The 4241-nt window shown below is 60.1% G+C and carries 2 protein-coding genes; one reads left to right on the top strand and one right to left on the bottom strand.

Features of this window, described 5'->3' with window-relative positions; genetic code table 11:
* Positions 1-500: 500 nt before the first annotated feature.
* Positions 501-800: a DUF4351 domain-containing protein gene (locus A9Q02_RS17670; protein ID WP_172451096.1), complete on the top strand. Its 300-nt coding sequence runs from the start codon at positions 501-503 to the stop codon at positions 798-800.
* A 150-nt stretch (positions 801-950) separates the two neighbouring features.
* Here A9Q02_RS17670 and A9Q02_RS17665 read toward each other — a convergent pair whose 3' ends face one another.
* Positions 951-3743 (bottom strand): class I SAM-dependent DNA methyltransferase, encoded by a 2793-nt coding sequence (locus A9Q02_RS17665; RefSeq protein ID WP_097654408.1) that lies wholly within the window; start codon positions 3741-3743, stop codon positions 951-953.
* Positions 3744-4241: the final 498 nt, after the last annotated feature.

Below are 4241 nucleotides of genomic sequence, written 5' to 3'. Positions count from 1 at the left end.
CGGCCATCGCACCGCGATCGCGTGTCATCGGGCGCGGGTGGCATCACCGGGGGCGCAGCAGCGATGGCAGGGGCGTTCGGGCAACGGGCGGGACACGGGCGAGGGGCACGGGCAAGCCGTGCCCCTACATCCGGCCATCGCACCGCGATCGCGTGTCATCGGACGCGGGTGGCATCACCGGGGGCGCAGCAGCGATGGCAGGGGCGTTCGGGCAACGGGCGAGGGGCACGGGCAAGCCGTGCCCCTACATCCGGCAATGCTGCCTCTGGGCACGGAACCATCCCCGCGTACGCGTCCATCCCTGGATGCCCATCCCATCGCCGTGATCCATCCCCGTGTTACGCATATGTAGGGGCGCAGCAGCCCCTGCGCCCCTTTCAATCACGACGACCTCTGTTCGCTGCTGCGCCCTGCCGTGGGTTTGGCTGTTACGCCTCAACCCCGGCATGCACGCGACGGTTCGTGCTACAATGCGCCTGATTGAACAGGAGGAGACCCAGATGGACACGTTTGTCACCAGTATTGAGGAACTTGCGTTCGCCGAGGGGGTCGAGAAGGGGGTCGAGAAGGGCATCGAGAAGGGCATCGAGAAGGGCATCGAGCAAGGACGTCACCAGACGCTCCAGGAAGTCATGCTGCGCCTCCTCCCGCGGCGGTGCGGCCCATTGCCGGAGTCGGTGCATCATCACGTGCTCGCCCTGAGTCCCGAACAACTCCTGGACTTGAGTGAAACCCTGCTCGATTTCACGAGTCTGGATGATCTCCAGGCCTGGTTGGCCCGCACCGGCCCATCGGCATAAGCCGGCCTCTTGCGGACACAGCAACGCCCGGGTGCGGCGGCGCCGTGCCCCCGCGACCCTGGCTAGGGAGGGTCTCAGGGAGGGCAAGCCCTCCCTGAAAAAATCAATCCTTCCCTGCTCAACAATGCAGCAAGTGCGGCTTGCAAGCATTTACCCGTCGCCGTGATTGCCGGCGCGTTCCAGGTTCAGCGCTAGCAACCGGGCCAGGATCGCTTCATCGCTCAGATCCACCGGCCAGCCATAGGCTGCCAGTACCGCTTCGTCCAGCGTTCGGTGCGCATTGGCGAGCCACGTCGGACGCTGGTTATAGAGGTTCGTCAGCGTGCGCTGCTTTAATTCCGCTTCGCTCGCCCCCTCGGGGTTGAGCCAGTTGTTGCGGAGTTCGACGAGCCGCCGCGCGGCACGGGCGATGGCTTCGACGCGCGCATCGCCCTCGGGCTCGTGGCCTGGCGGCCACGGCAAGGGGAAGGTTTCGAAGCAGGTACTGTTGTTGTAGGTTGGGTCGTTACCTACTCCGTGACGTGATGAAGTTGCTAACGACCAGACTTCATGCACTTGTGAATGAAGGATGCCGAAGAAATAGTCATCGTCACGGCAAAATACGTAGAGGCGACTGTCAGGCAGAGTCTCTCTGGAAGCCCACGCAAATAGCCGATGTTTTGCAACTCGAGGGGTAACGATAAAGCGATGAGTTGCATTTAGAGCTTGTCGGAGCGCAGGACGTGACTCAACATGTATCCACCAACGATCACGATACGCGGCTCTTTTGTTGTTGATCCGCTCAGGCTTAACCTCACGTTCAACATACGCAAAGGGTTCTTCATATAGCGCGGCATCAGCTTCGGACATATCGACACCAAAGTCGATGATGAACATGCCGCGTGGCCTTGCCGTTACATCCTTGCCGTTGAGCCAAGGCCGAACGACATCACTGTTGGGTCTTCCATTGGGGTTGAGTGGTGCATTGAGCATGTGCACCGCCTGATCTGGTGTCAGGTCAAATGCACCACCTTTGGTATCGCCCATAAAGGCTATGCCCATGTTCTCAAGCAAACGCTGAGCCTTTGTCAGATCGAGATGAGTGGTCAGGTTTGCATTGATGCTTGCTACCGATAGACCGTCCAGGGTGCGGATGGTCTCTATTCCCTGATCAAAGCCAATCATCGAGACACGGACTGCGGCACCCTCGACAATCCAGGGCCGATCAGACCAGGCCATAAAGATGTCGCCACTCGCTTTTATGCGCTCCAAGACTTTACGATTAGCCCCGCCGCGAATTGCTTGTGTTGCCAGCAACCCCGTCCGCTTTACCTGCCCTTGCTCTATCAACGCCCTCGCTCGTTCAAACCAGTAGATCACAAGATCAGCCTCGTGGGGTACCCTGGTTTTATAGAGGACAAAGATGGTCTCCACATAGGTGTCACCGAGTTCGCTCCGTAAGCGCTTGCCCCCCAAAAAAGGCGGATTGCCAACAATCACGTCAGCAGCGGGCCATGCGGGTTCAACGGGTTGGCCGGTCTCGTCATAGGCAAGAATGGCATCCATGCGTTGGATCGTATCCAGCGGTTTCAGGATCGGCTCGGCGGGTTGCCCAAAGCCGTTGTCGCGCAGCCACTGGATATAGCCGATCCAGACGGTGACCTGAGCAAGCTCGTGGGCATATTCGTTGATTTCGATGCCATAGAGTTGCTCTGGCGAGACACGCGGGAAAAAGCCGCCAGCGGCAAGATCCTGGGCCAGGCTGATGACCTCTTTTTCCAGGTCGAGCATCTGTTTGAGCGCGACGAAGAGAAAGTTGCCTGAGCCACAGGCCGGGTCAAGCACCCGCGTGGCCGCGATCTCGTCAGCGAAGCCTTGCAGCAAGCCCTGCAATTCATTCTGCAAACGTTTGGCCTGATTGCCCCTGGCGGCATCGCGCTGCACGGCCAGCTCGCGGGCCTGCTGCGCCACCGCTGCCCAGCGACGGCGCAGCGGCGCCATCAGCACCGGCTCGATGATCAGCAGGATGTCATCACGACTGGTATAGTGCGCCCCTAACTGACTACGCTTGGCGGGGTCAAGCGAACGCTCAAAGAGCGTGCCGAGGATCGAAGGCTCAATGCTCGACCAGTCGAGCTCGCTCACGCGCTGGAGGATCGCCATACTCTCGCTATCGAGCGGAAGCACCTCGGCATTATCAAAGAGGCGACCATCGAAATGCGGGATATCCTCCATCGCAAAAAAGCCCCCGCAGTTCATCGCCGCGAAGAGTTGCCCCAATTGCTCGGTAAAGAGCGGCGCACGGCTGCGCGTCGCCTTGATCAGCTTGGCAAAGACCTGATTCGGCAAGAGACCGCTATCTTCAGCAAACAGGCAGAAGAGCAGCCGGATCAAGAAATGGGCCGTACGCTGAGGATCGTGTCCATAGCGGCGTTGCAACGTCGCCAATTGCGCAAACTCACGAGCCGCCTGCTGGGTCACCAATTCAGTTGTTTGCGTAGCACGAAATGCATCCGGATGCCAGAAGAGATCGCGCAGCCGCTGCAACCCATCAGGCGTCAGCAGATCATCCAGCGTCAGCACCGTCATCTGCTTCACCGTATTGGTGAAATTCGTATGGATCTGGATCGTCGCCATATCAGAGACAACAAGCAACGGCGGATTCTGCAAACTCTCGCGGTACTGCAACAATTGCTGATACGCACGATCCAGATTGGCATGCTTGCCCTTATACTCCCAGGCAAAGAAGCCCCGCTTCCAGACATCAGCCCAGCCCTGACCGCCCTGCTGTTTGCCAGCACCAGCCTCAAAGGCATAGCGCGTCCCTACCGGATCATCCTCCAAAGGCGTGGGATGGCCGACCAGATGACAGAGATCAATGAAATGTTCCTGGTAACCACTACGCTCCTTAACCGTTACCGAACGCCACTTGGCGACAAAAGCATGAGGCGAGAGTTGTGCCATAAGGAAAACCGAGGGTTGGAAATAAGCGTAATCCTGATCAAAGAGTATACCCAGAATCAGAGCAATTGCAAGGCGTACGAGACCGCAATGGAGGGGCACGGCGGCGCCGTGCCCCTACACCCATGCCCGCGTACACATCGGTGGGCATGGTGCCCTCGGGGGGTGCGGGCCGTGTCACCGGGGGCCGGTGGGCGCAGCAGCGATGACAGGGGCGTTTGGGCAACGGGCGAGGGGCACGGGCAAGCCGTGCCCCTACGTGCACGATCAAAACCTTTGCACCTTCGCGCCTTTGCGTCAATCCCCCTTCGCGTCTGCGCATGCGCCCTCATGGGCATGGTGCCATCGGGGCGCGGGCCGCGTCACCGGGGGCCGGTGGGCGCAGCAGCAACAGACAGGGTCGTTCGTGCAACGGGCGGGCCATGGGCGAGGGGCACGGGCAAGCCGTGCCCCTACTTTGCGCCTTCGCGCCTTTGCGTCAATCCCCCTTCGCGTCTTCGC

This window comes from Candidatus Chloroploca asiatica (assembly GCF_002532075.1).
Taxonomy (GTDB): Bacteria; Chloroflexota; Chloroflexia; order Chloroflexales; family Chloroflexaceae; genus Chloroploca; species Chloroploca asiatica.
Note: the sequence above shows the minus strand (reverse complement) of the source record. Positions and strands in the feature narration are given on the sequence as shown.

Bases quoted from the DNA above. Each gene is read 5' to 3' on its own strand.
- A9Q02_RS17670 (WP_172451096.1), top strand. From the start codon at position 501: ATGGACACGTTTGTCACCAGTATTGAGGAACTTGCGTTCGCCGAGGGG.
- A9Q02_RS17665 (WP_097654408.1), bottom strand. From the start codon at position 3,743: ATGGCACAACTCTCGCCTCATGCTTTTGTCGCCAAGTGGCGTTCGGTA.